The organism is Streptomyces sp. CY-1 (assembly GCF_047218265.1).
Lineage (GTDB): Bacteria > Actinomycetota > Actinomycetes > Streptomycetales > Streptomycetaceae > Streptomyces > Streptomyces niphimycinicus.
Map to the genome: position 1 here is coordinate 4,938,277 of NZ_CP178393.1, position 26,795 is coordinate 4,965,071.

The 26,795-nt window shown below is 71.0% G+C and carries 26 protein-coding genes; 12 read left to right on the top strand and 14 right to left on the bottom strand.

From position 1 onward, the window contains the following. Positions 1-15: 15 nt before the first annotated feature. The 3 genes from ACK1X7_RS21000 to ACK1X7_RS21010 all read left to right on the top strand — a co-directional run bounded on the left by ACK1X7_RS21000 (position 16) and on the right by ACK1X7_RS21010 (position 3,632). Entirely contained in the window at positions 16-765 is a 750-nt protein-coding gene (locus ACK1X7_RS21000; protein ID WP_385138896.1) for a vWA domain-containing protein, read from the top strand. Positions 766-1,335: 570 nt separating this feature from the next. Next, positions 1,336-2,805, top strand: a complete 1,470-nt coding sequence (locus tag ACK1X7_RS21005) for a membrane-associated oxidoreductase (protein ID WP_398158209.1) — start codon at positions 1,336-1,338, stop codon at positions 2,803-2,805. Positions 2,806-3,218: 413 nt separating this feature from the next. Continuing rightward, positions 3,219-3,632, top strand: a complete 414-nt coding sequence (locus tag ACK1X7_RS21010; protein ID WP_385138891.1) for a hypothetical protein — start codon at positions 3,219-3,221, stop codon at positions 3,630-3,632. Between the two features lie 296 nt (positions 3,633-3,928). Here the strand turns inward: ACK1X7_RS21010 and ACK1X7_RS21015 are convergent, their stop codons facing one another. Beyond that, positions 3,929-4,735: a MerR family transcriptional regulator gene (locus tag ACK1X7_RS21015; protein ID WP_398158208.1), complete on the bottom strand. Its 807-nt coding sequence runs from the start codon at positions 4,733-4,735 to the stop codon at positions 3,929-3,931. Between the two features lie 220 nt (positions 4,736-4,955). Here ACK1X7_RS21015 and ACK1X7_RS21020 point away from each other — a divergent pair, with 220 nt between their 5' ends. Further along, positions 4,956-5,147: a hypothetical protein gene (locus tag ACK1X7_RS21020; RefSeq protein ID WP_385138887.1), complete on the top strand. Its 192-nt coding sequence runs from the start codon at positions 4,956-4,958 to the stop codon at positions 5,145-5,147. On the opposite strand, the gene ACK1X7_RS21025 is transcribed toward ACK1X7_RS21020, so the two are convergent. The 4 genes from ACK1X7_RS21025 to ACK1X7_RS21040 form a co-directional block, all read right to left on the bottom strand. Next, entirely contained in the window at positions 5,144-5,872 is a 729-nt protein-coding gene (locus tag ACK1X7_RS21025) for a helix-turn-helix transcriptional regulator (RefSeq protein WP_413115505.1), read from the bottom strand. The two genes, ACK1X7_RS21020 and ACK1X7_RS21025, sit on opposite strands and share 4 nt — an antisense overlap. Before the next feature lie 16 nt (positions 5,873-5,888). Beyond that, a complete protein-coding gene (locus ACK1X7_RS21030; RefSeq protein ID WP_390792133.1) occupies positions 5,889-6,821 on the bottom strand; it encodes an alpha/beta hydrolase in 933 nt (310 codons plus the stop codon). Between the two features lie 82 nt (positions 6,822-6,903). Continuing rightward, entirely contained in the window at positions 6,904-8,151 is a 1,248-nt protein-coding gene (locus ACK1X7_RS21035) for a cytochrome P450 (RefSeq protein ID WP_413115506.1), read from the bottom strand. 116 nt (positions 8,152-8,267) lie between these two features. After that, entirely contained in the window at positions 8,268-8,768 is a 501-nt protein-coding gene (locus ACK1X7_RS21040) for a hypothetical protein (RefSeq protein WP_413115507.1), read from the bottom strand. 16 nt (positions 8,769-8,784) lie between these two features. Here ACK1X7_RS21040 and ACK1X7_RS21045 point away from each other — a divergent pair, with 16 nt between their 5' ends. Continuing rightward, positions 8,785-9,141: a cupin domain-containing protein gene (locus ACK1X7_RS21045; RefSeq protein WP_413115508.1), complete on the top strand. Its 357-nt coding sequence runs from the start codon at positions 8,785-8,787 to the stop codon at positions 9,139-9,141. A gap of 42 nt (positions 9,142-9,183) precedes the next feature. Here the strand turns inward: ACK1X7_RS21045 and ACK1X7_RS21050 are convergent, their stop codons facing one another. The 4 genes from ACK1X7_RS21050 to ACK1X7_RS21065 form a co-directional block, all read right to left on the bottom strand. Then, positions 9,184-9,795: a GTP-binding protein gene (locus ACK1X7_RS21050; RefSeq protein WP_385138868.1), complete on the bottom strand. Its 612-nt coding sequence runs from the start codon at positions 9,793-9,795 to the stop codon at positions 9,184-9,186. After that, on the bottom strand, positions 9,743-10,123 hold the full coding sequence (locus ACK1X7_RS21055; RefSeq protein WP_385138928.1) for a DUF742 domain-containing protein: 381 nt from the start codon (positions 10,121-10,123) through the stop codon (positions 9,743-9,745). The genes ACK1X7_RS21050 and ACK1X7_RS21055 overlap by 53 nt, the downstream gene beginning before the upstream one ends. Positions 10,124-10,319: 196 nt before the next feature. Further along, complete coding sequence (locus tag ACK1X7_RS21060; RefSeq protein WP_216344032.1) at positions 10,320-10,790, bottom strand: roadblock/LC7 domain-containing protein; 471 nt, start codon at positions 10,788-10,790, stop codon at positions 10,320-10,322. After that, on the bottom strand, positions 10,771-13,326 hold the full coding sequence (locus tag ACK1X7_RS21065) for a sensor histidine kinase (RefSeq protein ID WP_413116897.1): 2,556 nt from the start codon (positions 13,324-13,326) through the stop codon (positions 10,771-10,773). Before ACK1X7_RS21065 ends, ACK1X7_RS21060 begins: the two co-directional genes overlap by 20 nt. Positions 13,327-13,800: 474 nt before the next feature. Here ACK1X7_RS21065 and ACK1X7_RS21070 point away from each other — a divergent pair, with 474 nt between their 5' ends. Then, positions 13,801-14,940, top strand: coding sequence for a substrate-binding domain-containing protein (locus tag ACK1X7_RS21070; protein ID WP_385138865.1), 1,140 nt, complete (start codon positions 13,801-13,803; stop codon positions 14,938-14,940). A gap of 274 nt (positions 14,941-15,214) precedes the next feature. Here ACK1X7_RS21070 and ACK1X7_RS21075 read toward each other — a convergent pair whose 3' ends face one another. Together ACK1X7_RS21075 and ACK1X7_RS21080 are read right to left on the bottom strand one after the other, a co-directional pair. Continuing rightward, positions 15,215-16,054 carry a calcium-binding protein gene (locus tag ACK1X7_RS21075; protein ID WP_390792137.1) on the bottom strand — a complete coding sequence of 280 codons (840 nt, stop codon included), beginning with the start codon at positions 16,052-16,054 and terminating at the stop codon, positions 15,215-15,217. A gap of 253 nt (positions 16,055-16,307) precedes the next feature. Then, positions 16,308-17,222 (bottom strand): LysR family transcriptional regulator, encoded by a 915-nt coding sequence (locus tag ACK1X7_RS21080; RefSeq protein WP_385138859.1) that lies wholly within the window; start codon positions 17,220-17,222, stop codon positions 16,308-16,310. Positions 17,223-17,424: 202 nt separating this feature from the next. Between ACK1X7_RS21080 and ACK1X7_RS21085 the strand changes: the two genes are divergently transcribed. Further along, positions 17,425-18,177, top strand: a complete 753-nt coding sequence (locus tag ACK1X7_RS21085; protein WP_413115509.1) for an SDR family oxidoreductase — start codon at positions 17,425-17,427, stop codon at positions 18,175-18,177. A gap of 38 nt (positions 18,178-18,215) precedes the next feature. On the opposite strand, the gene ACK1X7_RS21090 is transcribed toward ACK1X7_RS21085, so the two are convergent. Together ACK1X7_RS21090 and ACK1X7_RS21095 are read right to left on the bottom strand one after the other, a co-directional pair. After that, on the bottom strand, positions 18,216-19,256 hold the full coding sequence (locus ACK1X7_RS21090) for an MBL fold metallo-hydrolase (RefSeq protein WP_385138853.1): 1,041 nt from the start codon (positions 19,254-19,256) through the stop codon (positions 18,216-18,218). A gap of 83 nt (positions 19,257-19,339) precedes the next feature. Next, a complete protein-coding gene (locus ACK1X7_RS21095; protein ID WP_385138923.1) occupies positions 19,340-20,221 on the bottom strand; it encodes a serine hydrolase in 882 nt (293 codons plus the stop codon). Between the two features lie 121 nt (positions 20,222-20,342). Here ACK1X7_RS21095 and ACK1X7_RS21100 point away from each other — a divergent pair, with 121 nt between their 5' ends. Next, on the top strand, positions 20,343-21,341 hold the full coding sequence (locus ACK1X7_RS21100) for a LysR family transcriptional regulator (RefSeq protein WP_413115510.1): 999 nt from the start codon (positions 20,343-20,345) through the stop codon (positions 21,339-21,341). Positions 21,342-21,508: 167 nt separating this feature from the next. Then, positions 21,509-22,102, top strand: coding sequence for a hypothetical protein (locus ACK1X7_RS21105; RefSeq protein WP_385138847.1), 594 nt, complete (start codon positions 21,509-21,511; stop codon positions 22,100-22,102). A gap of 21 nt (positions 22,103-22,123) precedes the next feature. On the opposite strand, the gene ACK1X7_RS21110 is transcribed toward ACK1X7_RS21105, so the two are convergent. Next, on the bottom strand, positions 22,124-22,882 hold the full coding sequence (locus tag ACK1X7_RS21110; RefSeq protein WP_390792142.1) for a FadR/GntR family transcriptional regulator: 759 nt from the start codon (positions 22,880-22,882) through the stop codon (positions 22,124-22,126). Positions 22,883-23,286: 404 nt separating this feature from the next. Between ACK1X7_RS21110 and ACK1X7_RS21115 the strand changes: the two genes are divergently transcribed. The 3 genes from ACK1X7_RS21115 to ACK1X7_RS21125 all read left to right on the top strand — a co-directional run bounded on the left by ACK1X7_RS21115 (position 23,287) and on the right by ACK1X7_RS21125 (position 26,794). After that, positions 23,287-24,954: an ABC transporter substrate-binding protein gene (locus ACK1X7_RS21115; RefSeq protein WP_385138841.1), complete on the top strand. Its 1,668-nt coding sequence runs from the start codon at positions 23,287-23,289 to the stop codon at positions 24,952-24,954. Continuing rightward, positions 24,954-25,904, top strand: coding sequence for an ABC transporter permease (locus ACK1X7_RS21120; RefSeq protein ID WP_385138838.1), 951 nt, complete (start codon positions 24,954-24,956; stop codon positions 25,902-25,904). The genes ACK1X7_RS21115 and ACK1X7_RS21120 overlap by 1 nt, the downstream gene beginning before the upstream one ends. A 74-nt stretch (positions 25,905-25,978) precedes the next feature. Next, positions 25,979-26,794 carry an ABC transporter permease gene (locus ACK1X7_RS21125; RefSeq protein WP_413116898.1) on the top strand — a complete coding sequence of 272 codons (816 nt, stop codon included), beginning with the start codon at positions 25,979-25,981 and terminating at the stop codon, positions 26,792-26,794. Position 26,795 lies beyond the last annotated feature (1 nt).

Genomic DNA, 26,795 nt, shown 5'->3' on the forward strand with positions numbered 1-26,795 from the left:
AGACAATCACCGGCTATGGCCATCGACTACCGCAAGCGCCCCCGGACGCCCGCCCCCGCGATCAGTCTGGAAAAGGTCGCCGCCCAGGCTCCGGGGCTGGTCAGCCTCTACAAGACGGCTGCGGTCTCGCTGGCCAAGCACGGCGCCGACGGGCAGCGTGCCGCGGTGTATCTGGTTCTGGACCGCTCCGGGAGCATGCGCCCGTACTACCGTGACGGCTCCGTACAGCACTTGACGGAACAGACGCTGGCCCTCGCGGCGAACCTCGATGACGACGGGATCGTGCCGGTCGTCTTCTTCTCCACGGAGATCGACGGGACGGCTGAGATCAGCCTCGATGCCTACCGGGACCGGATCAGCCCCCTGCACGACTCCATGGGGCACATGGGCCGCACCAACTACCACGTCGCCATGCAGGCCGTCATCGACCACTACCAGTCGTCCGGAGCCGACGACCCGGCATTCGTCGTCTTCCAGACCGACGGCTCCCCCACGTCCAAGGCGGCGGCGGAGCATGTGCTGTGCACGGCCGCGAAGCTGCCCATCTTCTGGCAGTTCATCGGATTCGGCAAAGACGAGTTCCGTTTCCTGCACAGACTTGACGACCTGCCGGTGCCGAACCGGCGCATCGTCGACAACGCCGGCTTCTTCGCCGCCGGACCGACGCCGAAGGGCCTCTCCGACGCCGCGCTCTACGATCAGTTGCTCCATGAGTTCCCGCAGTGGCTCGCCGCCGCCCGCTCCGCCGGTGTCCTGAAGGGCTGAGGACTGCTGAGCCTGGCCTTCCAGGACGTCGGCCACGAGCGGAATACGTGTGTCGCACGGTCGTGACTGGGCCTACCCATGATGGGGATAGCCAGGGACGGGAAGCGACCGCCCTTCCTCCGCAGCACAGTTGGCAGACGCAAGAGACCCCCGCGACCGATGCGAACGGCCCGGGGGCGTGGTCGACGCTGTGTAGGAGCGTCAACGTGCAAAACCATATCCCCCGATTCGTACGGTGGCTGTTGCGACCGCTGCTGCCCGCCGCAGGTCGTCATCGCGCCGGTGGGACAAGCGCTTCGGTGACCTGTGCGGACGCGCCGACGCCGCGCCTTCCGCGGGTACATCAGGTGCATCGGGCGTCGGATCGGTCAGTGCTGCGCGGTGAGGACGTGCGGCTTGTCCGGCCGTATCCGGTGACGCATGAGCGTCGGAAGGACGTGCCTCGCGTGGAACTGCTGTGCGCGCCGTGGAGCGACGTGGTACGGCGCGGACAGCGGCGCTCTTGCCCGGCCACCTCGCCCGGCTCGATCATGGGCGGGCCCCGCTCCCGACCAGCCGGAGGGCTCCCGGATGCGCCCAGACGACCTCACCGGCCCGGAACTCCGGCTCTGGGAGGCATTCGCCGCAGGGGGCGAAGTCGACCTGCGTCCGCGCGGCGCGGTCGGCGGAGCGGTGATGGACGGCGGCGGTTGGGGGCCGGAGCGGCAGGTGCGGGCCTCGGTGATCCGCTCGTTGCTGCTGGGCGGTGCCGATGCGATCAGCGGTGAAACTCCGATGGTCCACCTGGTGGGTGCCCGGATAGCGGGGAAGCTGCGCCTGGTCTTCGCCGAGGTGTGCTGCGTGCTGTGGCTGGAGGAGTGCTGGTTCGAGGAGGCGCCGCAGTTGTACGGGGCCACACTTCGGGTGACCAGTTTCGGCGGCTCGTGCCTACCGGGGCTTGGGGTGGGCGCCACGACGGTTGACGGGAACCTCGACCTGATGAACTGTCGCGTTCAGGGCAAGGTCGACGTGCATGACGCGCAGATCGGCGGGAGCCTGCTTCTCCAGGGTGCGCACCTCTCCCATGTCGGCGATGTGGCTCTGGACGGCGCACGCCTGGAGGCGAAGGGCGTCGTCGGGACCGGCGGATTCCGCGTGGACGGGGAGCTGCGGCTGGTTCAGGCGCGCCTCAGTGACGGTCTGCATCTACGCGGGGCCGCGCTGCACCGACCTGGCGGTGAGGCCCTGTCCGCCCCCGGTATCCAGGTCCCCACGACCATCGATTGCGGCGAGGGCTTCCGCGCCGACGGAGCCATCACGCTGACCGGCGCCACCGTCGGCGGGTCGGTCAGCTTCGATGACGCCTCCCTCACCCCCACTCAGGGAAACGCCCTCTCCTGCCCTCACCTCCAGGCCGGGGAACTGGTCCTGCGACCCGCGCGGGCCACGGGAGGCATCGACCTGCGTCACGCGGCCATCGGTGTACTCAGGCTCCATGACGACGGTCACGAACAGCCGCCACTCCAACTCGACGGGCTGGTCTACCGGTCGCTGGAACCGCACTTGGCCGTCAACGATCGCCTCGAGCTGCTGAGCCGCGATCCCGACGGGTACCGGCCCCAGCCGTACCAACAGCTCGCCGCCGTCTACCAGTCCATCGGCCAGGACCGCGATGCCCGGACCGTGCTCCTGACCCGCCAGCGTCACCGCCGTACGACCCTCCCGTGGTACGCCCGGGCTTGGGGGTATGTGCAGGATGCCACCGTGGGGTACGGCTACTTGCCGGAACGTGCCGCGGTGTGGCTGCTGGCCCTGCTCGCCGCCGGAACCACCGTCTTCGCCCTGCACCGGCCCCACCCGCCGAGTGGTACGGCCCATCCGGTGTTCAACCCCGTGATGTACAGCCTGGACCTGCTCCTTCCGGTGATCGACTTCGGCCAGGAGCGGGCGTTCCAGCCGACGGGGCCGACCCAGTGGATCGCCTGGCTCCTGATCGGCGGGGGCTGGCTGCTGGCCACGGCCCTCGCCGCAGGCGTCACCCGGGTCCTCTCCCGCCAATAGTCAGGGGTTGATCGGGCACGGGTGCTGCCAAAGGCGGCCAGGCGGCTCAGCGCTCGCATGGCTGATGCACCGGTGTGGGTGATGAGTGCGGCGATTTCCGTCCATAGGGTGGCCGCCTCGGTGTACCGCTCGTGACCCGTGCGCAGGCGGTCGCTGTCGAGCTGTAGTCCGACGGGGCGACCGGCGTCTTTCCGGACCAAGGCGTCGGCGTGCGGCGGCTCCGCCTGCCCCGGCCACCTTCTCCCCCACCGAAGAATTCCGCCGCGATAAACCCCCTCACAAAAAACTTCCAATTCACATTGTTTGCAGCAGGTTGGCCGAATACCAGCCCCGGCTCATTCCCCTTTCCCTGTTAATGTCGGCGACGCAATTCCTGCCCGATAATCAATACTTGTGAACTCTCGGGAGAATCCATGAAGGGGACCAAGCGGGGCGCGGCGATCGTCGGCGCCCTCCTGCTCGGAGGACTCACCGTCGGCGCGGCCCCGGCCGGCGCATCGCAGGCGCCGCGCGCCGCGGCCGCCTATGACACCCACTGGCAATTGGCCTACAACTACGAGGCCGATTGCAAGGCCGATCTGCAAGAGCATGTGGCGCAGGGCCACATCATCAAGCAGACCTGCCATCTCGACACGTTCCGGCAGTACATCTTCGCCTGGCAGGAGCCGGCCGGACGGGGCAATCACCTCCACACGCAAACCAACTACTCGATGGAAAGCTGTCTGGACAACCAGCGCGGCGATGCCGAGAACCACGACATCGACAAGCCGTGTGCGTACAACCCCGTCACCTTCAAGTTCGACTACGTCTGGTCCGAGCGGGGCTGACGAGGCGGCGGCGAGGCCGACGTCCGGGAAGCCGAAGGCCCCCGCGGCGGTGAGCGTCGCGGGGGCCCGGTGCACGCCCGGGAGGTCAGGCGATGCGGTCCAGAACGATCGGAGCCGGGGTGAACGTAGGGCCGCCGCTGGAAGAGGTGGGGGAGCTGCGGGCCGGTGACGCGTTCGTGGTGGTCGTAGCGGGCGACCAGCGGATCCTGCCGTCGTTCGCGTCGCGCGGGCGCTTGACGATGGTGGCCAGGACACCGGCCGGTTCGGGGCTGACGAGCAGAAGCCGTTCCTCGTCGCTATGCCGTGCTTTCCTGGACGGGGATGATCAACCGGGTCGTCCATTCCTCCTGCGGTGCCTCTGTCGGCCCGACGAGATAGACCTCACGTACCGGCGCCTGCGGACGCAGCCCGCGTTCGTGGACAGCGGCGAAGAGAGCGTTGTAGGCCAGGGGGAGCTGGGCATAGGGCCCGATGTGTACGGTCTCGGCGACGGGGCCGCCGGGCAGCGTCTGGAACTCCAGGCCGGGCGTCCCCTCCCCCTGCGAGGTCCGCGCTCCGACGGCGATCTCCATTCGCTCTTCCAGATCCAGCGGATACAGCCCCCACAGCGGCGGCTCCCATGCGATTCCCTCCTTGCCGAGCACCGGCAACAGTCGGCCCACGCATTCCCCGAACGTCTCCCCGATCTCCTCGAAGGCACAGACCGCCCGCACCACCGCCAGCCGTCGCTCCGGCTCTCTGCCCATCGTCACCTCATAGCCGGGAAGACCGCCCTCCGCCAGCCGCTCCAGCATCCCCAGCCGTGCCTGATCCCTGCTGATCCGCTCGGCCAGCCGGTCCCGTTCGGCGCGCAGGATCCGGGCCCTGGATTCGGGCTCGGCGGCCAGCGCCTGGGCGATCACCGCAAGGGGGAGATCCATCTCGCGGAGCAGGGCGACGGTCAGGGCATCACGTGCCTGTTCAGGCGCGTAATAGCGGTAGCCGGAGTTGGCGTCCACGCGGACCGGCGCCAAGAGCCCCGTCTCGTCGTAGTGCCGTAGCTGCTTGATGCTGAGCCGGCACAAGCGGGCGAAGCGCCCGATGGTGAGAAGTTCTTCGTGCATGCCGTCATGGTGGACTCTCCGACAGTGGGAGAGTCCAGTGCGGTCGCGGCCCGTCGGTACGATCAGTGCGGAACGGGAATTCGGTCCACCGGAGGTGCGGGTCATGTCCGAGTCGAGCGTGTCCGGGTCCGGGGGTGGGGTCGGCCGGAGTGATTCGCCTGCCGTTGGGTTGGGGCCCACCGCCGTCGTTCTTGGTGTCTTCTCCGTCATCGGCGCATGGGTGCCTGGACTCGTGCTCATCACCCTGCCGTGGGCGATCATCGGCGGAGCGCTCGCCGTTGTCCTCGGCGCCATGGGTATCCACCACGCCCGCCGCGGCGTCGGGCGGCTGTGGGCCGCCGTCGCCGGGGCGGCCCTCGGTGTGGCGGGGTTCGTCGGCGACACCGCTCTCATCTGGAGCGTTGGCGCCTAGGGCCGTGGCCGGGAAGGTGTGAGTGAGGCCAGTGCGGCGGGCCGCACCGCGGTGGCGGCGGTTGAGCCGAGGAGCAGGTCGGCCAGGTTGTGGGGCTGGGCCTGCTCGTCGGTGGGAGTCGCCGCTGTGATCCGGTCCAGGCGGAAGCCTCGGCCCGCGCGGCGGGTGCGGCACCAGGCGATGAGGTACCAGCGGCCTTCGGCGGTGAGCAGCCCGGCCGGTTCCACGGTGCGGTTGCTTTGGTGTCCTGCCGCGTCGGTGTAGGACAGCCGCAGCGCCAGGTTGTTGGTGAGTGCCTGTTCCACCGCGGTGCGGACCTCGGAGTCGGATCGCGTCGGCAGCGTGACGATGCGTGCGGCGAGCGTCCGGGCCGCCGTCGAGGCGGGGCCGGTCATCGAGGCCGCGATCTTCTGGGCCGCGGTGCGGGCCGCACTGGCGTAGGGGGTGGAGGCGTCGGCCGTGGCGAGCGCGGCGGTCAGTGCGGAGGCTTCATCGGTGGTGAAGTGGATCGGGGGCAGGGTCATCTCCGGGGCGATCGACCAGCCCCCGCCCCGTCCGGGTGTGGTGCGCACCGGGACGCCCGTCTGCATCAGAGCCTGGAGGTCGCGCTGCACCGTGCGGGTGCTGATCTCGAATCGCGCGGCGAGCGCCGCGACCGTCAGCGGTCGCGGCGCGACCGCGCGCAACTCCTCCACCAGCGCGTAGAGCCGGGCCGTGCGGTTCATGAGGCCGACGCTACCGTCACGCGGTGGCCAGGAAGTCCCGCTCGCGCCGCTGTTCCCGCTCGGTGACGGTCAGCGGGAAGAGGGTGAAGCCGTGCATCGCGCCGGCGACGACCCCGAGTTGCACGGGCGCGCCTGCCGCCTGCCAGCGCCCGGCCAGGAACAGGGAGTCGTCCAGCAGCGGATCCTCGGTGCCGACGACGATGCGGGCGGGCGGCAGACCGGCCAGGTTCGCGAACAGGGGTGAGAGCTCGGGGTCGCGGCGCTGCTCCACGTCCATCCCCGGAGTGAAGAGCTCGTAGATACCGCGAAGTGAGTCGGTGTTGATCAGTAGCCGTCTGGGGCCGAATGACCGCTGGCTCGGTGTCATCGACAGGTCGTAAAGGCCGAAGAGCAGGTGGGCCGCCCGGAACGCGCCGGTGATGCCGTGCCGGTCGCGTAGGCGTAGCAGCGTCATGACACTCAGGTGGGCACCGGCCGATTCACCGCCGATCAGCAGCCGTTCGGTGCCGAACTCGGTCGCGGCGTGCTCCACCAGCCACCGGGCGGCCGCTTCGCAGTCGTCGGGCCCGGCGGGGAACGGGTGTTCCGGCGCCAGGCGGTACTCCACGCTCACCACGGCCAACCGCGCCTGCACGGCAAGCCGCCAGAGCCGTTCATCCTGCCCGTCCGACGAGCCGAATGCCCAGCCGCCTCCGTGGATGTGCAGGTACACGCCGTCGACGCGGTCCGGTACGAACCTCCGGAGCTTCACCCCGCCCTCGACGACGCGGTCTTGGGCGTGCGGCAGTCTCACCGGTGGGGTGTCGCCGCCGAGCCGGTTGCGCCGCAGGAGCGCCAGCGTGGCCGCGCTCGGGACCGGCCCACGGGCCGGGCGGTTCGCCGCGGCGGCCTCGAATTGCTCGTTGAAGGCCCGGGTCTCGGCGAGGCAGTCCTCATCTGTGATCGTCATGCGCAGACAGTCGCAGCTCCCCGCGACACCACCCTGTCACCCTTTCATTGAGATCTACGTCACGAGCCGGGCGCGCTGCTCGCTACCACACCACGGGGACCTGTTCGAAGCTGTCCGTGAGGATTCCCTCGCGCCGTGCCAGTTCGGCCGACGGGACCGCCAGGTCGAGACCGGGCAGGCGCTCCAGCAGGATTTCCAGGGCGACTTGGAGTTCGGTGCGGGCCAGGGCCTGGCCGATGCAGGAGTGGGCGCCGGCGCCGAAGGCGAGGTGGCGGTTGGGGGAACGGGTCAGGTCCAGTTGGTCCGGGTCGGAGAACATCCGCTCGTCGCGGTTGGCGGAGGCGACGACCGACAGGGTCGTACTGCCCTTGGGGATCACCTCGCCGCCGAGTTCGATGTCCTCGGTGAGGTAACGCGGCATGCCCGGGCCCCGGTTGACATCGAAGCGCAGCAGTTCCTCGACGGCCGGGCGGATCAGCAAACGGTCGTCCAGCAGGCGCTGCCAGCGGGAACGGTCGTCGAGCAGGACCGGCACCAGCTTCCCGATCACGCTGGACGTCGTCTCGTGCCCGGCGTGCATCAGCCCCTGCGTGATCTGGACGAAGACCGCCTCGGGCAGGCGGCGGTCGGCGGCGTCGGTGCTCTCGATCAGCTTGCTGAGCAGGTCGTCCCCCGGTTCGCGCCGTGTGCGGGAGATGTGGTCGCGCAGATACGTCAGGAGTTCCTCGCGGGCGGTGCGGGTCTCCTGCTCGCCGTAGCGGTCCCGGCCGAACAGGGCGCCGGACCAGTACGCGAACCGGTCCCAGTCCTGCTCCGGGACGCCCAGCAGGGCGCCGACGACCCGCACCGGAAACGGATACGCGAAACCCGCCCAGAGATCTGCGGGCTTCGGCCCGGCCTCCATGGTGTCCACCAGGGCATGCGCGATGGCGACGATCCGGGGGCGGAGCGCGGCGACCCGCTTGGCGGTGAGCGTCTGGCCCACCAACCGCCGCCAGCGCTGGTGCCGTTCGCCCGTGCCGGTCCCGTCCGGGCCCGCCTCGCTGCGGTCCCGCGGGAAGCGCGGATCGGACAGCATCGTGTGCACATCCGCGTACCGCGTCAGCACCCGCACCGGCTCCCCGCTCGACCGCAGCGTCAGCTCCGGCACCGGGCAGCCCTCCGCCCGCAGCGCCGCCCACTCCTTCGGGGGCTCCAGGGGGTGCTCCGCCACGAACGGGAAGTCGCCCAGGGGGCAGCGTGCATCCGCGCCGCCTTCCGCTTTCGGGCCGCCCTCCGCTTCCGCGCCGCCCTCCGCATTCGTCTCGCCTGCCACTTCCGCTTCGGCCATAGAGCGCCTCCAGAGACGTACGACGTGCGGCGAACAGTTACTCACCCCTCATGGGCGAAGTCAAAGCGGCCACCGGTTACGGCCGTTGGCAGCCCATCGCCGGTGACCGCCTCGGGTCATGGGCGGCGCGCCGCCCATAGCGTGCGCTCGGTGCGGACGGTGAGGTCGTCGCGCCGTACGACGCCGTCGGGGCCGCCGCTGTCCAGGAGGTGGTCGAGTGTGGCCAGGTCGTCGGGGCTCAGCTTTCCGGCGATGCGGGAACGCAGCATCCGAAGGGAAGCCTGGGCGTAGCGGGCGGTGGGCTCCGGCAGCGGGGGACGCAGGTCGATGGTGATGGGGCGCTCCACTTCGACGGTGAATCCGGCGCGGGAGAGGCGGGGACCCCAGTCGGAGCCCAGGTCCGGCAGGCTCTCCGCGTGGGCCTCGGCCCGTGCCTCGTGACAGCGGGCTTCGAGTCCGGGGCGCCCTCGGCCGACGTCATCGGGGAGGAAGCGCGGGAAGCCGGCCATCTCGACCACTGCCAGGAGTCCGCCGGGGCGCAGCGACTCGAAGATCTCCCGCAATCCGCAGTCGGGGTCGGTCAGGTGGTGGAGGGACGCCGACGATGACGTCATCATCCGGCCGCAGCACGACATGGCACGCGGGCTGACCACTTGGATGCTGAACCGGCAGCCCGGCGTCATCGTGGCCAAGACGCGCCTCACCAAACCGGCCCCGACCAGCGCCAAGGCGCTGAAGATCCACCCGGGCGGGGACTGGTTCACCGCCTTGTCCGGAACCGTCACGCTCGTATTGGGGGGCCGCCGGATCCTCGTCGAGACCGGCCAGGCCGCGGAGTTCTCCACCATGATTCCCCACGCCTTCGGGGCACACGAAGGACCGGCGGAGATCCTGGGCATCCTGGACCAGGACGGGCGTCGTACCCATCTGCGGCCGCTGCCGAAGGGCGGCGAGGGGAGGTCGTCGGCCGAGGAGGCCGCCGAGGGCTGAACGACCCGTCCGTTCGTGTGTCCGCGTGCGTCCGTCCTCGCCTCAGGCCGGGTTGGCGGCTTGGGCGCGGGAGAGGGCCACGTCGAGGACGACCAGGAGGGCGTCGCGGACCGAACGCGTCTCGCGGGCGTCGAAGACGACCAGGGGGACGTGCTCGGAGATGTCCAGGGCCCAGCGGACCTCGTCCAGATCGTGCTGGACCTCGCCGTCGAAGGCGTTGATGGCGACGGCGAACGGGACGTCCTTGTGCTCGAAGTAGTCCACCGCCGCGTAACAGTCGTCCAGGCGGCGGGTGTCCACGATCACCAGTCCGCCGAGGGCGCCCTCGACCACGTCGTCCCACATGAAACCGAAGCGGTCCTGGCCCGGCGTGCCGAACAGGTAGAGCTTCAGCTTCGGGTCGATCGTGATGACACCGAAGTCCATGGCGACCGTGGTGGTGGTCTTGCCGGGGGTGTGGGTGAGGTCGTCCACGCCCGCCGCCACCTCCGTGATCAGCGCCTCCGTGGTCAGCGGCCGGATCTCGGAGATCGCCCCCACGGCCGTGGTCTTGCCGACCCCGAAGCCACCGGCGATGACCAGCTTGACCGGCAGTGGCGGTTCAACTGCTGTCGCGGAGTGAGCCCCGTGAGTCGGGGACGGCACGGAGACCATCGATAACCCTTCGCAGTACGGAGATGTCGTGGACGGTCCCGGCGTTCGGGACATGGACCGCCAGATGTCCCGCGGCGCGCAGGTCCTCCGCGAGGACCCGGACCACGTTGAGATGCAGATGCAGCCGGGCGGCCAGCTCCGCCACCGACTGGGGGCGCCGGCAGGCGGCGATGATGTCGCGGCGTTCGAAGGTGAGCGACCGCAGGGCGGACAGCCCGCCCGGCGTCGTCACGATCTGGGTCTCGACGGGGAGCGGCGGCCCGGTGCCGCTCCCCGCCACCCGACCCGCGGTCAGCAGGAACGGCCGGATGGCGGAGGCGCGGCCCACGGGCTCGGCCGGTTCGACGGACTCGGTCGATCCGAGGGGTCCCGTCGGTTCGACGGGTTCCGTCGGCACCTCGGACTCCGTCGGCTCCGGGGCGTCCCGTGCGCTGTCCTCCGCGGTCCTCTCGTGGGCTGCCGCGTTGTGCGGTACCGGTTCACCGGCGACCATCTCGCCCCTCCTCCGTGCGCCGTGCGATCCGTCAGCCGACGGACCCGGCGCTCTTCTTCAGCTCCATGACGAGCTGCGGGGTGAGCGCGGCTCCGGCCCGGTTGGCGAAGAGGGTCATCTCGTACGCGATGTTCCCCAGCTTCGCCTCCTTCGTCGTCACCACCCCGAGCACGGCACCGCAGCCGATGGACGACACCAGCACATGGCCGCCCTCCAGATCGATGATGACCTTGTTGAGCTCGCCGAGGCCGTAGTTGCCGGAGGCACCGGCGGCGAGGCTGGTGACCCCGGAGACGATCGCGGCGAGCCGCTCGGAGTCGGCCTGTTCCCGCAGTTGGGATACGGCGATCAGCAGACCGTCCGAGGACACCGCGATGGCGTCGACGACACCCGCGGTCTCGGTCGCGAACCGGTCGAGCAGCCAGGTGAAGTCGGCCGCGGCGGCTCGCAGATCGGTGGTCTCCGGCTCAGCGGAACCGCTCTTATCTGTCGGCGTGGTCACTTCCCGACTCCTTCCGGGGGTGCTGATGTGTCGATGGTGTGGCTTCGGCCGGGGAGCCGGCGGCGCTGTCCCGCTCCGCCCTGCGTACGGCGGCCTCGAACTCGTCGAGTTCGGAACGGACCGCGTCGGCGTCGGCGGGCCGGCGCGTGGCCGGGATCGCCCGGTCGGGCGGTGGTGTGGTCTTGTCGAGCGTCGCGCCCCGGACGCGGCGGCGCAGCGGGCGGGATGCGGGGGCGGAAGCGGGGGCGGCCGGAGTGGCGTTCGGCTCGTTCGCTGCCTTCGGTGTTTTCTGCGCGGGGCGAGCCGACTCCGCGTTCGTACGGGACACCGCCGGGACGCGCCGTGGCAGACCGGACTCCGTCGCCGGCGCCGCCGCCCGCCGCTCGGGCGCGGGCGTGGCGACGGCCCGTACGGGCGCGGGCGCGGCGGCGGGCGCGGGTTCGGGCTCCCGCCCGGCCCCCGCCGACGCCGACCCCGACCCAGGTGCCGTAACCGGCCCAGACCCAGGCCCGGACCCCGGCCCCGTAACCAACTCCGCCCCCCGCGCCACCAGCAGCGCGGACGGGACCCAGACGCTGCCGGTGACCCCGCCGCCGGGCGTACGGCTCAGGGTGACCCGGATGCCCCAGCGGCGGGCCAGGCTGCCGACCACGAAGAGGCCGAGCACCTTGGTCGGTACGAGGTCGAGCCGCTCGCGGCGCACCAGGCGGGCGTTCTCCTCGTCGAGGCGTTCCCCGGCCATGCCGAGGCCGTGGTCGATGACCTCGATCAGCGCCCCGCCGTCCGCGCTGACGTCGGTGCCGGGCCGGACGACGACCTCGACGGCGGTGTCGGACGGGGAGAACGCGACCGCGTTCTCCAGCAGTTCGGCGAGCATCAGCGTGAGGTCGCCGCTGATGTCGGGTGCGACGGTGACCTCGGTCTCGGACCGCAGGGACACCCGCTGGTACCCCTCGATCTGGCCGAGCGCCACCCGGATGACGTCGGCCAGGGTGGTCGGCCGGGCGTCGAGTTCGGTCTCCCGGATTCCGGCGAGCAGCATCAGGCTGTCGGCGTTGCGCTGGAGGCGTACGGCGATGTGGTCGATGCGGTAGAGCCGTTCCAGGATGTCGGGGGCGGTCTCCTGGCGTTCGACGGCGTCGATCAGGCTGAGCTGGCGGGTGGTGAGGTTGCTGACCCGGCGGCCGACGTTGCCGAACATCTCGCCGACGTTGCGGCGGCTGAGCACCTGCCGCTCCAGCAGCGCCGCGGCGGTGACCTGCACCTGGTTGAACGCCTCGGCCAGATCGCCGATCTCGTCGCGCACCGGGACGGGGATCGGGCGGGGCCGCAGCGGGGTGCTGTCGCTCCCGTCGTCGTCCTCGTCCTCGACCTTGGCGAGTTCCTCGCCCGCCACCTCGACCACCTGGTGGGCGGCGCCGGTGAGGGCCGCGAGGGGGCGTACGACGGAGCGCCGGACGAGGAAGGAGAAGCTCAGCCAGGCGGCGAAGCCCAGGAGGGCGAGGGCGAGCAGCGCCAGCGCCTTGTGCAGGGCGTCCCGGGAGAGGCCGTCGGCGCGGTCGGCGATCTGGCCGATCAGCGAGCGGGCGATCTCGAGTCGGGCCTCGGCCTGCCGGGTGCCCGCGGCCATCTCGGTGCGCAGCTCCTGCGGCGACCGGCCCTGTAGGGAGCTGGGGTCGATCTGGAGCTCCGCGAACCGGTCCTCGATGCCGTTCGCCTCGGAGTTCCGCTCGATGCCGTCCAGGCGCAGGACCTGGTCGGGGTCGGCGATTCTGGAGAAACGTTCCGACTGCTCCTCGTAGACCCGGTGCGCGCCGACCGCGCGGGTGTACTCGGTGAGGCCGTTGGCGTCCCGGGTCTGGGCGGAGAACACCCCGCCCTCGAAGGCCGCGTGGGCGGCGTCGGCGCGCAGCACGGCGTCGACCAGCTCGATGACGGACGACGAGGAGCTGTCGGAGAAGTGGTCGAGTCCGATGCCGTCGATGAGGTAGCCGACGGTGGCGGCGTACGCGGGGTCGATACCGGCGGCGGGCACCGAGCCCCGTTCGACCTTGTCCCGCAGCACGCTCAGGCGCTCGACGTGGTCGAGGGCCTGCGCCTCGTCCTTCGGCAGGCCCGATCCGAACGCGGACCGCACGGTGGCGGCCTGCTGATCGGTGGCCCGCTGCGCCTTGCGGTAGTCGGCGGTCGAGGGGAGGGTGTCGCCGGAGTGGAGCGACTCCTGCTCGACGGAGAGCAGGAGCGCCTCGCGGTGCTCGGCCTGGATCTCGTCGATCAGCCGGGCGACCTGGCCGCTGTCGCGCACCCGCTCGGCGATCCGGTCGGTGTCGCTGGCCTCCCGCACCTGGCCGTACACGGCGAGGCCGAGGAGCACGCCGACGACCGTCAGGGGCACGACCACCAGGACGTTGAGCTTGCGCCGGAACGGCCAGCGGTCCAGCAGCGCACCGGGGGCTTCCGTCCTGCGACGGGACCGCGGATGCCGCGGCGCGTGCCCGGACGGCTCATGTTCGAGTGGCGGGTCCGCCGTGTCCACAGACACCCAGGTCCTCCTTCGATGTGCTCCTGAGCGGTGACCAAGGTGTTGTTGCCGCCATGGCCGACACCGGGGAGCGGGACGTCGGCGACGGCATTCAGCCGGAATGCGACGGCGGGATCGCGCCACATGCCTGACCGGGCGTGAACACTACCGCCTGCGTGGACAGGCGCAAGGCATGCCCTCTCAAGGACTACGTAAATTCCGTGGATTGCAGGGTTTAGGTCACCTCCGCATCGCCCCGCACCCCGCCGGAGTCCGGAAGGTGTCCGCGCGGTGCCCATGGGGTGGCGGCCGAGGGCGCCGCGTGGCCTGGCTTGTTCACGACTGTGCTCGATGATGGCCGCAGGTGCCGAAGGGGGCTGCCCCGCGCGCCGCCGACCCCCGTAACCTGTCTCCTCCCAGCCCCCGGCTCACCCCCGGCGGGCCCCCGGCCCGTACTCTCCGAACCCTCCGTGCCCTGCGAGGAGACCCGTGCACCCCACCCGCAAGGCGGCCCTGACGGCCATCGCGCTGCTGGCCGTGGCCACCGCCGGCTGCGAGCCCGGCGCCGCCTCCACCTCGTCCCACCGGAGCTCCGCCGAGCCCGGCTGCCCCACCGCCCTCACCAGAGCAAAACAAGCCGTCAAGATGGCGGAGGCCGCCGACGCCCCCTGGAAGGGCCCCACCACCGGGCCCGAGGCGGCCGGTCACGGCAAGAGCGTCGTCTTCATCGCCCATGACCTCTCCAACCCCGGCCCCGCCGGGGTCGCCCAGGGCGTCCAGGAAGCCGCCGGCCTCCTGCGGTGGAGCGCCCGCACCCTCAACGGCCAGGGCACACCCGCCGGTTACCGGGCCGCCTTCAAGAAGGCGCTGGCAATGAAGCCGGACGGCATCGCCATCGCCGGTTTCGACCCCGGCAGCGTCTCCGACGAGATCAAGCAGGCCAAGGCGGCGGGCATTCCGGTGATCGGCTGGCACTCCGTCCCGACCCCCGGCCCCGACGGGGACCCCGCCCTGTTCAGCAACATCACCACCCGGGTCGAGGACGTCGCGAAGATCAGCGCCGACTGGATCATCGCCCGCTCGGGCGGCCGCGCGGGGGTGGTGCTCTTCACCGACGCCACGGTCCCCTTCGCCAAGCACAAGTCGGACCTGATCAAGAAGGAGCTGGCCACCTGCTCCGACGTCAAGCTGCTGAGCTACCAGAACATGCCGATACCCGAGGTCAACAAGCGCGCCATCGGGGAAGTCCGCTCGCTGCTCTCCCGCTACGGGGACAAGTGGACCTACTCGGCCGCCATCAACGACCTGTACTTCCAGCACGCCGCGGCCGCCCTGCGCGCCGCGGGCAAGGACGGCGCGGGCGCCCCGTTCAACATCGGCGCGGGGGACGGCGATCCGTCGGCCTTCCAGCGCGTCAACGGGGAGCGGTTCCAGGCCGCCACGGTGCCCGAGCCGCTCACCGAACAGGGCTGGCAGATCGTCGACGAGTTCAACCGGGCCTTCGCGGACAAGCCCGCCAGCGGATATGTCCCCGCGGTGCACATCACCACCGCCGCCAACAGCGGCGGGGCACTGTCCTGGGACTCGGAGGGCTATCGGCAGGCGTACCGCAAGATCTGGGGCAAGTAGGGCGGCGCGGCCGGGCGGGAGACGCGACGGCAGGGCCTCCGGTGGCCCGGGGCGCGGTGGCCCGCGGTGCGGGTGCGCGGCCCCGAGCCGCCCGGGAGGCCCTGCCGTCAGGTCGAACCGGTCCTGGTGGACCTGGTTCTGGTGAAGCCAAGCAGGTCAGAGGCAGTCCGCTAGGGTTCGGGCAGCGCCCCGAAGGGGCGCGGGGAACTGCGCGACCAGCCACGACGGCGCCGCAGCCGGCCGACGACGCATCGCGACACTTCCAGCGGAGCGCTTAGTCCTGGTGCACCTCGTTGCGGCCCGGGCCACCGGAGAGGGTGTCGTTGCCCTTGCCGCCCCACAGCACATCGTTGCCGCTGTTGCCGTAGATCGTGTCGTCGCCGTCCTCGCCGTACAGCGTGTCGTCGTCCTGGTCACCGTAGATGGCGTCGGCGCCCTTGCCGCCGCGCAGGATGTCCTTGCCGGTGCCGCCGCGCAGGACGTTGTCCTCGGAGCCGCCGGTGATGGTGTCGTTGCCGGCGTCACCGTGGCATTCCTGCACGCAGTTGGTGATGGTGTCGTCGCCGTCGCCGCCGTAGGCGCCGAAGCCCATGACACCGCCGCCGCCGTCGATCCTGTCGTTGCCGGCGTCGCCGTAGAAGGTCGGCGACGCGTTGCCCTTGAGGACGTCGTTGCCGGCGCCGCCGTGAATTCCGGCGTAGGCATTGCTGTCGGCGTCGAGTTTGATGGTGTCGTCGCCGTCACCGAGGTCGACGTCGTAGTCATCCGAGTCGTCGGAGTTCTGCGGGATTTCCACCGCGCACCGGGCGACGGTGTGGTCGCTCGCGGTCGGGTAGGCGCACTCGTCCCAGTCCGCCGCTTCCGCACCGATGGTGATCTCACCGTTGTCGCGGAAGGTGAGGACGTAATAGTCCTCGAATTCGCCACGGCTGACGATCTGCTCGGAGACCGACAGGTTGTTCTTCTGTCCCGCGGCGGCCTTGTACCAGAGCTCACCGTCCTCGTGGACGAGGGAGCCCGAAGTCGTCGCGGCCGCCTGGGCGGCGGGTGCCGCGAGGGCGGCTCCGCCCAGGGCGAGAGCGAGGGTGGCCGTAGCGGCCATGGTCCGGTACATGCGCATAGGGGTGTGGCCCTTCGTGCAATCAGTGCCGATCAAACCGGAGAAAGTGCCGATATGGTCATCGGACGCCGGTGATCGGCGATTTGGTGTTTCCGATCGCCCTGGTAGACCAAGATTGACGACAAGCGGTTGCACCGGGATTCCCCTAGTTTCCCGCAGGCGCAGGTCATCCCCTTTTTCAAAGGGAGTTGCGCCAGGGAAAGTTCCATTGCGGCAACCGTCTATTTTGAACTGCTTAACTCATTGTTCACCGAGTGACCTTTGAGCCGGCCGAGGGCGGACCGGTGAGGTGGGCCCGGGCGTACTTGCGGAAGGCCGCCACGAGGCGGCTGTTGTCGTCGGCGCGGGTGGCCAGCACCACATGACTCGGCTCGACCCCGAGCAGCGGGACCATGGCGAGATCGGGGCGGAGGCCCTGGCTGTAGGCGCCGGGTGCGATGGTCACGGCCTGCCCTGAGGCGATGAGTTCGAGCTTGTCCTCCACACCCTCGGCGAGGGGGCCGTCGGGTGCGCGGCTGCCGTCGGGGCGGGGGTCGATGCGCCAGAAGGCGTTCCAGACCGGGTCGGCCCCCCGGATCAGGGGTTCGTCGGCGATATCGGCGACGGTGACCGACTCCTTCCCGGCCAATGGGTGGTCGACGGGCACCACCAGCACCCGGGGCTCGTCGTAGAGGACCGTCACCTGGAGCTCACCGGTCGGGAACGGCAGCCGGGTCACCGCCGCGTCCACCCGGTGGTCGAGCAGGGCGGCCCGTGCGTCGTTCCAGGTCAGATGCAGGGTGCGGACGTCGGCGTCCGGATTGCGGTGGCGCAGCTCGCGCACCGCCGGGGTGACGATGACGTTCATGATGAAGCCGATGGTGATCCGGCTCGGCTCGGCGGCGGCCCGGGTGTGGGCCGCGGCCTGCGCGGCGGATCGCAGCAGCGCCTTGGCGCGGGGCAGGAAGACCTCCCCGGCCTCGGTGAGCTTGCTGCCCTGCGGGGTGCGGTCGATCAGCCTGGCCCCCAGGTGTCGTTCGAGCCGGCGGATCTGCCGGCTCAGGGACGGCTGGGTGATGTGGAGGGCCTCGGCGGCGCGGCGGAAGTGCCGGTACTCGGCGACGACGGTGAAATACCGCACCAGCCGAAGATCGAGATCCACCGGAGGCGGGGTGTCTGCCATGCCCTCACGCTAGCCGCGCCGACTCGTCGGCGGCTACTGGGTAATCGCCTTGAGCTGTGGTGATGCCTGACTCGTATCTCCGGATGCGGAACAGGTCTTGGACGCGGGCCCGGGGCCGTTCCTAGCGTGGCGTTACGCAGTCCGTCGCAGTTCCCCCCTTTTTTTGTAGCAGCGAGTTTTTCGCAGCAGCGAGGAGAGACGCATGTCCGCACCCGTAGCCCTGATCACCGGTGGCACCAGCGGAATCGGAAAGGCCGCCGCCGAATCCCTCCATCGTCGTGGCTATCAGGTGGTCGTCACCGGACAGAACCCCGACACCATCGCCGCGGCCGAGAAGGAATTCCCCGAAGGGGTGGTCACGGTGCGCGCCGACGCCCGCTCACTGGCCGATACCGACCGCCTCGTCGAGGTAATCCGTGAGCGCTTCGGCGGACTCGATGCCGTATTTCTCAACGCCGCCATCGTCCGCATGCTACCGATCGAATCCGACGCATTCGACGAGGCCGCCTACGACGACCTTTTCAGCGTCAATGTCAAAGGCCAGTTCTTCACCCTCCAAAAGGCCCTCCCGCTGCTCCATGAAGGGGGTTCCATCATTTTCAATGTAGGGATCGGCGCCACCAGGGGAATTCCCAGTGGGGCCGCCGTCAGCGCCGCCACCAAGGGCGCCCTGCTTTCCATGGTGCCGTCTCTCGCCCTTGAACTGGCTCCCCGGCGCATTCGGGTCAACGCCGTCAGCCCCGGCCCGATCGACACCGGAATCTGGGCCAAACAAGGAGTGCCGGCCGAAGTGCTGGAAGAGATCGCCAAGGCCACGGTCGCCCAGGTCCCCCTCGGGAGGTTCGGGACGAGCGAAGAGGTCGCCGAACTCGTGGCGTTCCTCGCCTCGGACGCGGCCGGGTTCATCACCGGGGAGAACATCGTCGTGGGTGGGGGTGTCGGGATCAGGTCGTAGGGACGGGCCGTACAGCCCGTCGCCCAGGCGCGAGCGGGTCAGAAGCGGTACGGCGTCGCGTACTCCGGCAGCAGGATGCGGGAGCCGGGGCCGGCCTCGCGGATCCGGGCGATGAAACCGTCCAGGTCGATCGTGGGATCGCGGTGGGCGCCCTCGTCCAGGGGGAGTTCGAAGTTGTCCCAGTGCACGGGGACCACGGTGGCGGGGTAGTCGAGCGCCTCCAGCAGGCGGGGGACGTAGCGGTGGGTGGCGGTGGTGCCGGGGGTGGCGATCATGGCCACGTCGGGGCGCAGACCGGCGGTGTCCCGTTCGCTGAAGTCGCTCGCTCCCATGAGGAAGGCCGAGAGCCCGTCGGGCAGCGTCACGTGGAAGGCGAGGGTGTCGCCTTCCGGGAGGTCGGAGATGGTCTGGGGGCGGGGCGGGGGGCCGGTGAGGGTGCCGGGGGCGAAGTAGCTGTACGAGTCGTTGCGGCTGTGGCGGCCGGCGACCGCCTCGACCACCAGGCCGTCGAAGTCCAGCACCTCACCGCCCCTGACCACGGCGATCCGGGCCTTGTCGACGCCGAGGGCCCGGAGCAGGTGGTACGTGGTCTCGGTGCCGACGATCCGCGCGTCCGGGGCGGCCTCGGCGATGTAGGGGACGTCGTTGAGGTGGTCCCAGTGGCTGTGGCTGACCAGGATCAGCTCGGGGCGGCCCATATGGCGGTCGATGGTCGCGCCGTCCGTCGTCAGCGGCGTCTTCGGATTGAAGCTCTTCTTGAAGAGCCCGGTTTCGAAGCGGCTCAGATAGGGATCGAAGAGGATCGTCCGGCCGCCGCCGGTGTCGATGCGCCAGCCGCTCGTACCGAGCCATTGGAAGGTCGCGTCCGAGGTCTTCGCGTTCGAGGTCCCTGGATTCGAAGTCTTCGCGTTCGAGGTCCCTGGGTCCGAGGTCTTCGCGTCGGAGGGCCTGGAAGCGCTCGGTGCCGCCCCGGTGGCCGCCTGGGCGGCCGTGGGGAGGACGGCGGGTACGGCCGCGCCTGCCGCCGCTCCCCGGATCAGCAGACGGCGGTTGAAGCGCGATGCTCTGTTGGCGGTCATGGGCACAGCAGAGCAGCTCCCCCGGCCCACCGTCCAAGATCGGCACGGCACTCCAGCCATATCCGGTTCGGTATCAGGCCAGGTCAGCGGCGTCTGAGCGCGTCCACCGCCAGCCGCGCCGCCCGTCCGATCGCCGCGTCCACCGCCGTACGCGCCGCCGCGGCCGAGGCCGTACGGGCGAACACGGCGACCGCGTACCGGCCGCCGTCCGGGTAGCGGACGACGCCCGCCTCGATGTGCAGGCTCGGCAGCGTGCCCGTCTTCGCCGCGACCAGGACGTCATCGGGGAAGCCGGAGGCCAGCCGCTGCCGGAAGACCTGCCGGGACATCAGCTCCCGCACCAGCGCGCACGCCGCCGGGGAACCGGCCCGGTCCCGCCAGATCAGGCGCAGCAGGGTGGTGATGTCGCGGGGTGTGCTGGAGGTGGTGTGCCCAGGGTCCAGGACGCGGAAGCGGCGCAGCCGCTCGAAGGTCAGCGTCGGATAGACGGCGGCGAACTCCCCCTCGTCCGTCGCGCCCGCATCCTCGAACATCGACTCCAGCAGCTCCCGGGGCCCGCCGACGATCCGCGTGCGGTCCAGGCCCAGTTCGGCCGCCAGCAGCCGCACGGTGTCGAGGCCGATCCGGCGCATCAGCGCGTCCGCGGCGGAGTTGTCGCTCACCGACAGGGCGAAGTACGCCAGGTCGCGCAGGGACATCTCGACATCGTCGGCGCAGCCCGCGGTGCCCCAGCCACCGAGGCGGTCGGGGGCGGTGATGACCACCCGCTCGCGGGGATCGAGCTGTCCGGCGTCGGCCTGCCGGGCGAACTCCAGCACCAGCAGGATCTTGAACACGGACGCGATGACGACCTGGTCGTCCGCGCCGAGGCCCATCTCGCGCCCGGGCGCGTCGATGTCCACCGCGTGCAGCCGGGCCCCGGCGTCCGTCTCCGCGAACACCTCCGCGATCCGCTTCTCGGTCAGCGCCGTGTCGACCGGCGCCGTGTCCACCGAGTCCCCCACGTCCAACGCTCCCCTCGTCCGTCCAACGCTCCCCTCGTCCGTCCGCCGCCCTCGTCCCTCCGGTGTCGCATAGGGTCGGCCGGTGGATCTCATACGCCACCTGCGCCTGTTCATTGTCGTCGCGGAGGAGCTGCACTTCAGCCGCGCCGCCGATCTCCTCGGCATGGCACAGCCGCCGCTGAGCCAGTCCATCCGGCGGCTGGAGCGGGAGTTGGGCCTTGAGCTGTTCGACCGCTCGGCCCGCCAGGTGCGGCTCACCGCCGCCGGTGCGCTGCTGCTGGAGGAGGCGCGCGAACTGCTCGCCCGCGAGGAGCGGTTGCGTACGGTCATGGCGCGGGTCCGCGAGGGCGAACTGGGCACGCTGCGGGCGGGCGTACCGCCGCAGACGCCCGCCCGGACGCTGCACGCCCTGCTGTCGGCGTGCGCGCAGGAGTTCCCGGGGCTGCGGATCGACCTCCAGGAGGTGGACACGGCCGAGCAGGTGCGGCTGCTCGCCGCCGCCCGGCTGGACGTGGGTCTGGTGCACCATCCGGTGGCGGACGCCGACGATCTCGTGCTGGGGCCGTCCGCCGGGGTCGAGTTGGGGGTCGTACTGCCCCGGTCCTCCCCGCTGGCCCGGCTTTCCGAGGTGGCGCTGGCGGACCTTACGGGCCATGAACTGTTTCTCTTTCCCCGGGCCGCGGCGCCGGGGTGGTACGACCGCATTCTCGATATCTGCCGGGAGGGCGGTTTCACCCCGCCCGCGGTCCGTCATGCCCGTAATCCGGAATTCCTGCTGGGTCTTGTGGCATCGGGACGCGGGGTGGCGTTCGACGACGGGCGGGTGGCGGGCAAGGAGCCGCGGGCCGCCTGGCGCCCGCTGGCCGGCCGTCCGCTGGTGCTGTGGATGTCCGCCGTATGGCAGGTGCATTCGGCCCATCCGGCGGCGCCTGCGTTCGCCCGGATCGCCGCGGAGGTCATCGCGCGGGAAGGCCCGCCCAGGCGGTTGCTCACGCCTTCGGAGGAGTCTTCGGATGAGACCCGTCGGCCCCGGCCGTGGTCGGTGGTCTTCGGGCCCGGCGCCGATCCGGCGGCACCGTGAGAAATCCTCCGTAAGAGCGCCGCGAGAAATCGCGGCAAGAAACTGATCCTGATTCCAGTACACATTTCCTGGAGAACATCGCGGGAACCCATGGAGTTTTTCCGGATCCGCCTGTCAAGATCTTCCCTCATGCCTTCCCCGTTCACTCAGGAATATCAGGGATTCTCGTGCGGAAAATGAATGCGGCCGCCACCGTGGCCGTCGCGGTGCTGGCGCTGGCGCTGACCGGCTGCGGCAAGGACGACGACAAGGGCGCCCAGTCGTCCGGCACTTCCGACAAGACCGCGGCCGCCCAGAAGGGCGACGGCGCGGAACGCGGCACCGCGTCCGCCACCCCCACCGGTGCGAGCCCCAGCCCGAGCCGTACGAAGCCCGCCGCGAAGAGCCCCGGCGCGAGCCCGAGCAGCCCCCGGGCCACCCGCACCGCCGACGGCGTCCCCCCGGCGCCCCGCCGTACGGCCCCGAAGACGCGGGCCCCCGCACCCACCCGCGCGGGCGCCCCGGCGAGCGTGCAGGGCACGTGGTACTCCGAGGTGCGCGATCCGAACGGCAAACCGCTGGTCATGACCGTGACCGGCGGCTCCTTGACCGTGGGGTACCAGGGCAAGTCCTGCCCCGGGACGATCAGCGCGAGCATGGCCGTCTCCATGACCTGCCAGGGCGAGACCATCTCCGGCGGCACCGCGGTGGTCAGCGGCGACGGCCAGAGCCTCACCATCAACTGGCCGCAGGGGAAGCCCGACCGGTACGTCCGCCCCTAGGGCCGGTACGGGCGGCCGGGCTCACCTCCCGTCCGCCTCGACTCCCCCGTCGCCCGCCTCGACTCCCCCACCCCGCGCCTCCGTACGCCGCCGCTGCTCCTCGATCCGGTGCAGCACCGAGTCCAGATGCGTCTCGGAGGCGGCACGGGCCGCCTCCGGGTCGCGGGCCTCGATCGCCCGCAGGATGGCCTGGTGCTCCTCGATCGTGGCGCGCCGCCGCGCGGCGGACAGTGAGGTCTCGCGCCGCCCCGGCTCGCCGATCTCGTAGACCCGGTCCAGCAGCCGCAGCAGCAGGGGGTTGCGGGTGTACTGGGCGATGGCGCGGTGGAAGGTGCGGTCCAGGTCGGTGAACTCGCGCCGCGTGGGCTCCCGTCGCATCGCGTCCAGCAGGGCGTGGAGTTGGACGATGTCGGCGGGGGTGGCCCGCCGGGCGGCACGCGCGGTCACCGACGGCTCGATACACGCGCGTACCTCCATGACCTGCAACAGCTCCGCCGTGGCGTCGAGCCCCGAGGCGAGGATGTCGCCGCGCGGGGTGGCCCCCGGGTCGAGTACGACGGTGCCGGAGCCGGGGCGCCGGGCGACCAGTCCGCGGGAGGCGAGGGCGCGCAGCGCCTCGCGGACCGAGCCCCGGGAGACGCCGAGGCTCTCCGCGAGCTCCCGCTCCGGGGGGACGCGGGAACCGGGCGGCAGCTCTCCGCTCAGGATCAGCCGCTCCAGGCCGACGGCCAGGGCGTCCGGCCTCGACAGGGTGGAGTGCCGCAGTTGCCGCCAGTCCATCTCCCGGCTTTCCTCCGCCTTCTTCAGCTTTCGCGAACTTCGCGAACTTCGCGCGCTTTCCGAGCTTCGCGCGCTGTCCGAACTTCGCGAGCTTCTCGAACGTCCCGGGCTTTTCCGGGCCCTTCCAGGCTTTCCCGAGCTTTCCTGTGGCCTTTGGCCTTTTCCGGTCCGGCCGGTGGTCCAGAGTCTCATATCCGGCGGACGTCTCCCCCGGCGTCCTCCCGGCCGCCGGCGCGGCGGGATTTAACCAGGTGGTGACAGGCGGGCAACCCGAATCGCCGGGCCCGCCCGCTACCGTCCACCGAAGCAATGTGGTCCTACCAATGGACCAATTGCCTGTCCCTGCGCCATCCTGACCGCACCGCAGCGCGCGCTCTCCGTCCCCAGCAGTGAGGCACCCCGCCATGCGCCAAACAACGAGCGGACCCAGCGACCGGCCCCCACCCACCCGCCACCGACCGCGCGCCGCCGCCCTCGCCGCCCGGGTGCTGTGCGTGCTGGTCGTCGCCGCCACCGCCGGCTGCGCGTCCCTGGCCTCCCCCACGGCCGAGGTGGGCGCCGACCGGATGACCGACCCCCGGCCCGTCCGCGACGGCGGAACGCTGGCCATCGCCCTCAAATCGGACCCGGACAAGCTGGATCCCTCGCTGGCCAGCACCGCCGTGGGCCGCACGGTGTTCGCCGCGATGTGCGAGAAGCTCTACGACGTCGACGCCCGGGACCGGTTCGTACCGCAGCTCGCCGCCGCCCCGCCCACCACCGGCGACGGGGGCCGCACCGTCACCATCAAGCTGCGGCGCGGCGTCCGGTTCGCCGACGGCACCCGGATGGACGCGAAGGCCGTCAAGACCTCCCTCGACCGGCACCGCACCCTGCCCGGATCCGTCCGCGCCAGCGAGCTGAAGCCCGTCACCTCGGTTCGGGCGGTCGGCGACGACACCGTACGGCTGCGGCTGAAGAAGCCGTACGTCCCGCTGCTCGCGCTGCTCGCCGACCGCGCGGGCATGGTGATGTCGCCGACGGCGCTGAAGCGCTACGGCGACGGCTTCGCCAGCCACCCCACCTGCGTCGGCCCGTTCCGCTACGCCGAGCGGGTGGTCGGCGACCGCATCGTGCTCGACAAGGACCCGAACTACTACGACGCCGACTCCGTCCATCTGCGGCGGGTCATCTACCGCACCATCACCGACGGCAACGTCCGGCTGGCGAATCTCCAGTCCGGTGACATCCAGGTCGGCGACCAGATGGACCCGGTCCAGGTGGGCAGGGCGCTCACCGAACCCGGGCTCCAGCTCTTCAACTCCCCCTCGCTGGGCTACTACGGACTGACCCTCAACATCGGCAACACCAAGGGCGCCGGGGCGCCGCCGGGCCGGATCGACACCCCGATCGCGCGGGATGTGCGGGTGCGCGAGGCGTTCGACCTCTCCCTGGACCGCGCCCTCATCAACACCATCGTCTTCCAGGACCGCTACCGGCCCACCTGCGGCCCGCTCCCCTCCGGCACCCCCTACGCCACCGGGGCCCGCTGCCCGGCCCGCGACCTGGCCAAGGCCAAGCGGCTGCTCAAGGCCGCCAAGGTGGCCACCCCGGTCCGGGTGCGGCTTCAGATCAGCACCACCCCGGAGGACAACCGGCTGGGCCAGGTCGTCCAGGCCATGGCCAAGGAGGCGGGCTTCGCGGTGAGTCTGGCGCCGACCGAGTTCGCCACCGGCCTGGAGCACTCCCGCGCGGGCGACTTCCAGGCGGCGACGACCAACTGGTCGGGACGGCTCGACCCGGCGGGCAACATCGACGTCTTCGCCGGCACCGGCGGCGCCCAGAACTACGGCGGCCTCTCCGACCCCGCCATCGACCGGCTGATCGCCGAGGGCGGCGCCACCGCGGGCAAGGCCGCCCGCCGGAAGATCTACGCCCGGCTCGTCGAGCGCATCCGCGCCCAGCACACCGTGCTCTATCTGATCCAGCCCACCAACTACGTGTCCGTGACGAAGAAGGTCGCCGGGCTGAAGGTCTTCGGCGACGGGTTGATCCGCGTGAAGGACGCCGGATACGCGACGGGAGGGAACTGATGTCCTATCCGATCCGCCGCGTCGGCGAATCGCTGATCACCCTCTTCCTGGTCAGCATCGTGGTCTTCGCCGGTGTACGGGCGCTGCCCGGCGACACCGCCACCGCGCTGGCCGGGGAGGAGCCCACGCCCGAGGCGATCGCCCAGATCCGCGCGAGCTACGGGCTGGACGACAACATCGTGGTGCAGTACGTGCGCTATGTGCGGCACGCCGCCACCGGCGACCTCGGCGTCTCCTCCCGCACCGGGCTGCCGGTCCTGGACTCGGTCCTGGAGGCGCTGCCCGTCACCCTCGAACTGTCCGCCCTGGCCCTGCTGCTCGCGGTCGTGGTCGGCGTGGGCGCCGGGGTGGTGGCGGCGGTGCGGCGCGGCAGACCCGAAGAGTGGCTGGTCAACGCGGTGGCGCTGCTGGGGCTTTCGGTGCCCGCCTTCTGGCTCGGCATCGTGCTCGTCCTCGCGTTCGCCATCGCCCTGCCGGTCTTCGCCGCCTCCGGTTTCGTGCCGTTCGGCGTGGACCCGGTGGAGAACCTGCGCCATATGGTGCTGCCGGTGATCGTCCTCGGCTCCGGTCTGGCGGCGGTCGTGATGCGGCAGACGCGCGCGGCCATGCTGGGCTCGCTCTCCGCCGACTACGTGCGCACGGCCCGCGCCAAGGGGCTCTCCGGCCGTCAGGTGATCATGGGGCACGCGCTGCGCAACAGCCTGGTCACCGTGGTGACCGTGCTCGGGCTCCAGCTCGGGCACCTCATCTCGGGCGCGGTCGTCACCGAGCAGATCTTCGTGCTGCCGGGCTTCGGCAAGCTCACCATCGACGCGGTCTTCTCCCGCGACTACGCGATGGTGCAGGGCGTGGTGCTGTTCACCTCGGCCGCCTACATCCTCGTCAACCTCCTGGTCGACCTGGCCTATTCGGTGATCGACCCCCGGATCCGGCTCGGAGGTGCCCAGTGAGCACCGCCGCTACCGCCCTTCCAGCCGCCGAGGAGCGGGAGCGGGGCCCGCTCGCGCCGCTGTCCCGGCTCCGGCTGCTGACCCGTAACAAGCTGGCCCTCACCGGGGCCGTGGCCGCCGCGATCCTGGTGCTGATCGCGCTGTTCGCACCGCTCGTCGCGCCGTACGACCCGGCCCGGCCCGACTTCTCGGCCGCCCTCCAGCAGCCGGGCTGGGCCCACTGGCTGGGCACCGACGACCTGGGCCGCGATCAGCTCTCCCGGGTCGTGTACGGGGTGCGGGCCTCGCTCCAGATCGGTCTGCTCGCGGTGGCGCTGGCCTTCGCGGCCGGGGTGCCGCTCGGGCTGATCGCGGGCTACTACGGGCGGTTCGCCGACTCGGTGGTCTCCCGGCTCACCGACACCCTGCTCGCCTTCCCCTTCCTGGTGCTGGCGGTGGGCCTGGCCACCATCCTCGGTCCGTCCCTGCTGAACGCCACGATCGCGGTCGGCGTCTCCCAGATCCCGGCCGTCATCCGGATCACCCGGGCGGAGACGCTGCGGCTCAAGCACCTCGACTATGTGGCGGCGGCCGTGGCCAACGGCGGCGGGGACGGCACCGTGCTCTTCCGCCATATCCTGCCCGGCGCCCTGTCCGCACTGACCGTCCAGGCCACCGTGGGCATCCCCTCCGCGATCATCGGCGAGGCGCTGCTGAGCTTCCTCGGCCTCGGCATCCAGCCGCCGTCCGCCTCGCTCGGGGTGATGCTCTCCAGCGCCCAGGCGTATATCGCCGCCGCGCCCTGGATGGCGGTCTTCCCGGGGCTGACGATCATCGCCGCGACGCTCGCGTTCAATCTGCTCGGGGACGGGCTGCGCGACATCCTCGACCCCCAGGGAGACAGCCGATGAC